A 5,141-nucleotide genomic window follows, 5' to 3' on the forward strand; every position below is an offset into this window, starting at 1 on the left:
GGCCTAGGAGCTGTCCGAGTGCGGTGGTGGCACGGCGTCCGCCGTCCTCGGCGAGATCACCGACGAGCGCCTCGGCGAGGATTCCGGCGGCCTCGTCGGGGTCGGCGGTGCCGACCTCGACGAGATCGCGCAGTTCCTCGGCCGTGGCCGGGTCGTACTCGACGGGCGGGACGAGGACGCGGCCGTCGGTGGTCCTGACGCCGAGGACGGTGCGTTCGCGCAGCCCGGTGAGGAAGGCGGACTGGACGGGGCCGAGGGAGCGGGTGAAGGGGAACTCGACGACGAGCGGGGCGCGCAGCACTTCGGGGGAGGGTGTGGTGGTCATGGGCGTGTCTCCAGATCTGCGGTCGGTCCTCGGCGTCATGCCCTGCGGTAGACGGGGGTGCGTTTCTCCGCGAAGGCGCGCGCTCCTTCCCTGGCGTCGGCGGTCTCGAAGAGTGGCCGGCCGCGTTCGAGTTCGGATTTCAGGCCGTCGGTCTCGGTCATCTCGGCCGTCTCGTACACCGAGGCCTTCACGGCCTCGACGGCGAGCGGGCCGCAGGCGTTGATCTGCGCGGCGATCGCCAGGGCCTTCTCCAGCGCGGTCCCGTCGGGGACGACGTGCCCGATCAGCCCGATGTCCCTGGCCTCGGCGGCGGTGTACGGGCGTCCGGTGAGCAGCATTTCCAGGGCGTGTGTGCGGGGGACCTGCCGTTGGAGGCGTACGGTCGAGCCGCCGATGGGGAACAGGCCGCGCCGGACCTCGAACAGGCCGAAGACGGCGCTCTCCCCCGCGACGCGGATGTCCGTGCCCTGGAGGATCTCGGTGCCTCCGGCGACGCAGGGGCCCTCGACGGCGGCGATGACCGGTTTGCGGGGGCGGTGGTGGCGGAGCATCGCCTTCCAGTGCAGATCGGGGTCCTCGGTGAGCCGGTCCCGGTGTTCCTGACCCGCCATGTCCCCGCCGGCCAGGGCCTTGAGGTCCATGCCGGCGCAGAAGGAGCCGCCCCCGCCGGTGAGGACGACGGAGCGCACCGTGTCGTCCGCGTCTGCCTCGACCCAGCCGTCGTAGAGGCCGACGAGCATGGACAGCGAGAGCGCGTTCCTCGCCTCCGGCCTGTTGAGGGTGAGCACCAGCGTGGCGCCCTCGCGCCGCACGGTGAGGTGTTCCGTACCGCCCATGTGTCTCCCCTTCCAGGGCCGAGCGCCGCAAGACCTAGAACAGGTTGCAGCAGGGCGACGCGCAGTTCAATAGACTTCTGACAGTCAGTCAGATTCTTTCGCCGCGGCCCTTCCCAGTTGTGCCGGGCTCTGCTCTGATGACCGACGCCCGCCGAACGTCCGAAGTCACACAGACACACAGCCACGCAGGCCACGCGAAGGCGCCGAGGCACGGAGGCGCCAGGGTGCGAGGGTCCGCCCCCGGGGTCAGGAGGAGCACGGTGGAGTACAACCTTGCCGACCTGTTCGAGTCCGTCGTCGACGTCGTCCCCGGCCGCGAAGCACTCCTGTACCTCGACATCCCCGGCACCGGCACGGAACGCCGGCTCACCTACGCGGAACTGGACTCGGCCGCCAACCGCATCGCCCACCACCTCACCGAAGCCGGCATCCGGCCGGGCGAGCACCTGGGCCTGCACCTGTACAACGGCGTCGAGTACCTGCAGACCGTGCTGGCCTGCCTCAAGGCCCGGATCGTGCCGGTGAACGTCAACTACCGCTACGTCGAAGAGGAGTTGGTCTACCTCTACCGGGACGCCGACCTCGCGGCCCTGGTGTTCGACGCGGAGTTCACCCCGCGGGTGGCCGCCGCCCTGCCGAAGACGGAGAAGCTGCGCCACCTCGTCCGGGTCGGCGCCCCGCCCGCCGGCGGGCCCCGCCTGCCCGCCGTGGAGTTCACGGACGCGGAGCGGCACGGCTCGCCGGAGCGCGGTTTCGGCCCGCGCTCGGCGGACGACCTGTTCATCATCTACACGGGCGGTACGACGGGGATGCCCAAGGGCGTGATGTGGCGTCAGGAGGATCTGTTCTTCGCGGGCCTCGGCGGCGGCGCGCCGACGGGCGAGCCGGTCGGCTCCCCCGGGGAACTGGCACGGCGGGTCGCGGCGGGCGGCGAGGGCATCACCTTCTTCCCCACGCCCCCGCTCATGCACGGCACCTCGACCCTGACCTCGTTCATCGCCTTCAACTTCGGGCAACGCGTCGTGCTGCACCGCAAGTTCGTTCCGGAGGAAGTGCTCCGCACGATGGAGAAGGAGAGGGTCACCAGCGTGTCGCTGGTGGGCGACGCGATGCTGCGCCCACTGCTGGACGCGCTGAGCGGCCCCATGAAGGGCACCGACTGCTCCTCGGTGTTCAGCGTCTCGAGTTCGGGGGCCGTCATGTCCGACACCGTGCGTGACCAGTTCCGGGCGCTGCTGCCGCATGTGCAGCTGCTGGACAACTTCGGGTCCTCCGAGTCCGGGTTCAACGGCACCGCGACGGAGGACTCCGGACCGGAGAAGGGGTTCCGGCTGCGGGTCAACTCCCGTACGGCGGTGGTGGACCCGGCCTCGTACGAACCGGTGGGCGTGGGCGAGGTGGGGCGCGTCGCGCAGCACGGCCATGTGCCGCTCGGCTACTACAACGACCCGCGGAAGACCGCCGAGACCTTCTTCAACAGGAACGGGGAGCGCTGGGTGCTGCTCGGCGACATGGCGACCGTGGACGAGGAGGGCGTGGTCACCGTTCTCGGCCGCGGCTCGCAGTGCATCAACACCGGCGGCGAGAAGGTCTACCCGGAAGAGGTCGAGCAGGCCCTCAAGTCGCACCCGGACGTGTACGACGCCCTGGTCGCCGGCGTTCCGGACGCCACCTGGGGCAGCCATGTGGCGGCGGTCGTCCAGTTGCGCGGGAGCGCGCGGCGGCGGCCGAGCCTGGACGAACTGCAGGCGCACTGCCGCACCCGGCTCGCCGGATACAAGATCCCCCGCCAGCTGGTGATCGCGGACCGGATCCGGCGTTCGCCCAGCGGCAAGGCCGACTACCGGTGGGCGAAGGCGGTCGCGGTCGCGGCGGACCGGGGCTGACGGGGGACCGTGGCAGGCGGGCTCCGGCGGGATCGGCCTGGAGCCGGCCCGGGAGTGGAACCGCTGGGCCGGGGCGCCGGGGGAAGGCAGGGCAGGGCACGCCCCCGGGCGCCCGCGGCGGCTCAGACCTCCAGGTCGGCCTCGATCCGCTTGAGCTGGTGCCGGGCCATGGCCAGGTTGGCGCGGCCCCGGTCGAGGGCGAGGTAGAGGAAGAGTCCCTTGCTCCCGCGTCCCGTCATCAGGCGGATCAGGTGGTACTGGCTGCCGAGGGTGATCAGGATGTCCTCGATCTCCTCCTTCAGCCCCAGCATCTCCATCGTCCGCACCTTGGCGCGGACCACGTCGGTGTTGCCGGCGGCGGCGACGGTGAGGTCGAGGTCCTTGCTGCCGCCGGCAACACCGAGGGCCATGCCACTGGTGTAGTCGACGAGCGCGACGCCGATGGTCCCCTCGATGGAGGTCAGGGCATCTTTGAGTGCGGTGTCGGTGGTGGCCATGATGGTGGTGGTTCCTTTCCGGTGGTTCTTCTGGTTCCCGTAGTTCTGCTGGTTGCCGTGGGTCTTCTGGTCGGTCGCTCCGGTTGTCCGCGGACGGCGTCTCGCCGTGGTCCGGCGTGCGGAGCCCTCGCCGGACGGGGGGTCGGTGTCGCTCAAGCGTTCTCCAGCCGGTCGAGCGCCCCGTCGACCAGTTCCGCGATACGGGCGCCGGAGCGGCGGGCCTCCAGGTGCAGCCGCCCCACGTTGGTGCGCGGTCCCGCGAGCACGGTCAGGACGGCGGCCGGGCCCGCCGTGTAGACCGCGACGTAGCCCTCCTCACCCCTCACCAGCAGTTCCCGGAACTCCCCCCGCTCCGTGGTGCCGGTCAGACCCGCCGCCGCCCCGATGGCGGCCGAGGTGTACGCGGCGGCACCCTCGGTGTCCACGCCCGCGGCGTCCTGGGCCAGGACGAGTCCGTCCGTGCCGGCGGCGTAGACGGCGGTCACCTGGGGCACCCGGGCCCGGAGTCTGCGCAGTTCGCCCAGGAGTTCCGGCTGGGCCGCCATCAACTGCCTCCTCTCGGCCCGCTGTCTCAGGGTTCGCCTCATGACGGACGGAAGGGGGCCTCGATGGGCGGTCGGGGGCTCACCAGACGTACCTCCAGTGCTTCTCGGAGTCTTCACAGCAGCACCAGCCGCTCCGCCATCTCCCGCAGCCGGATCCGGGAGAGGGCGAGGTTCCCCTCCGGGCCGTCCAGCCAGAGATGGATGAAGACACTGCTGTCGAACGTGGTCGCGACGAACGTCATCAGGTGGTAGCCCGTGCGGGTGGTGACGATGACGTCCTCGACGGGTGGCGACTTGTCGGAGCCGCCGTACTCGCCGCCCCCGACGGCGGAGCCGGCCGCGGCGAACACGGTGTGCTCGGCGGCCGCCCTCGCCAGTTCGGCCGTCTCCGCGGCGGTGGTCTCATGGCATCCGTTGGGCGCCTCGCCCGCCGTCCCCAGCGCGAGCCCGCTGATCCAGTCGACCACCGCCGCGCCGCGCGCGCCCGGAAGCGTCATGGCCTCGAGCAGGCACTCGTCGATTCCGGGCATGCGTCCCTCCCCCCGGGCCGGTGTGCGGCGAACTGCGCGCGTCGACGTGCGCAGTGACGAGGACACTACGCAACGTGCACAGCCCGAGGGGGAGTTGCGGCACTTTCCGATGGAACATGCCAGAGCTTGGCCGCACCCTCGCCCGTAGTGATCAGGATGCCGCCGTTGACGACAGAAATTGACGACCGAAAACGTCCGCCCGTTCGGGCGTTAGCCCGCGCGTGGCACCACTCGGTCTCCGAGGAAGGCACGCACCTCCGCGAGGAACTCCTCCGGGGCTGACGCGTGCACCGAGTGCCCGGCCGGGACGGTCACGAAGCGGCAGCCCGGGATGGCGCCGCCCAGCAGCGCCAGCCGGTCCTGGTCGATCTGGCTGGTGGGACCGCCCGCGATGAGCAGGGTGGGGACGCCGAACCCCTCCAGCCGCTTCCACCACTCGGGGTCGGGCCGGTTGAGCTGGAGGTTCAGCTGCGGCACCAGGGGCCAGTCGAACGGCAGCTCCTCGTCCGGCCGCTCCAGGTG

6 protein-coding genes and 1 pseudogene are annotated in these 5,141 nt (G+C 71.2%); 1 reads left to right on the forward strand and 6 read right to left on the reverse strand.

Annotation, left to right across the window (positions count from 1 at the left end):
- Positions 1-325 (reverse strand): annotated as a pseudogene (locus GUY61_RS34405) (hypothetical protein); the annotation flags it as partial.
- A 35-nt stretch (positions 326-360) separates the two neighbouring features.
- A complete protein-coding gene (locus tag GUY61_RS34410; protein WP_166634248.1) occupies positions 361-1,161 on the reverse strand; it encodes a crotonase/enoyl-CoA hydratase family protein in 801 nt (266 codons plus the stop codon).
- A 260-nt stretch (positions 1,162-1,421) separates the two neighbouring features.
- Here GUY61_RS34410 and GUY61_RS34415 point away from each other — a divergent pair, with 260 nt between their 5' ends.
- Entirely contained in the window at positions 1,422-3,047 is a 1,626-nt protein-coding gene (locus GUY61_RS34415; protein ID WP_166634249.1) for an acyl-CoA synthetase, read from the forward strand.
- Positions 3,048-3,169: 122 nt separating this feature from the next.
- Here GUY61_RS34415 and GUY61_RS34420 read toward each other — a convergent pair whose 3' ends face one another.
- The 4 genes from GUY61_RS34420 to GUY61_RS34435 form a co-directional block, all read right to left on the reverse strand.
- Positions 3,170-3,544 (reverse strand): hypothetical protein, encoded by a 375-nt coding sequence (locus GUY61_RS34420; protein WP_166634252.1) that lies wholly within the window; start codon positions 3,542-3,544, stop codon positions 3,170-3,172.
- Between the two features lie 152 nt (positions 3,545-3,696).
- A complete protein-coding gene (locus GUY61_RS34425; RefSeq protein WP_166634250.1) occupies positions 3,697-4,131 on the reverse strand; it encodes a roadblock/LC7 domain-containing protein in 435 nt (144 codons plus the stop codon).
- A 71-nt stretch (positions 4,132-4,202) separates the two neighbouring features.
- Positions 4,203-4,619, reverse strand: a complete 417-nt coding sequence (locus tag GUY61_RS34430; RefSeq protein WP_166634251.1) for a hypothetical protein — start codon at positions 4,617-4,619, stop codon at positions 4,203-4,205.
- A gap of 210 nt (positions 4,620-4,829) precedes the next feature.
- A partial coding sequence (locus tag GUY61_RS34435; RefSeq protein ID WP_243766960.1) for an alpha/beta fold hydrolase occupies positions 4,830-5,141 on the reverse strand: 312 nt, incomplete at its 5' end.

The sequence above is a fragment of the Streptomyces sp. GC420 genome, from assembly GCF_009916105.1.
Classification (GTDB): domain Bacteria; phylum Actinomycetota; class Actinomycetes; order Streptomycetales; family Streptomycetaceae; genus Streptomyces.

Bases quoted from the DNA above. Each gene is read 5' to 3' on its own strand.
- GUY61_RS34410 (WP_166634248.1), bottom strand. From the start codon at position 1,161: ATGGGCGGTACGGAACACCTCACCGTGCGGCGCGAGGGCGCCACGCTG.
- GUY61_RS34420 (WP_166634252.1), bottom strand. From the start codon at position 3,544: ATGGCCACCACCGACACCGCACTCAAAGATGCCCTGACCTCCATCGAG.
- GUY61_RS34425 (WP_166634250.1), bottom strand. From the start codon at position 4,131: ATGAGGCGAACCCTGAGACAGCGGGCCGAGAGGAGGCAGTTGATGGCG.
- GUY61_RS34430 (WP_166634251.1), bottom strand. From the start codon at position 4,619: ATGCCCGGAATCGACGAGTGCCTGCTCGAGGCCATGACGCTTCCGGGC.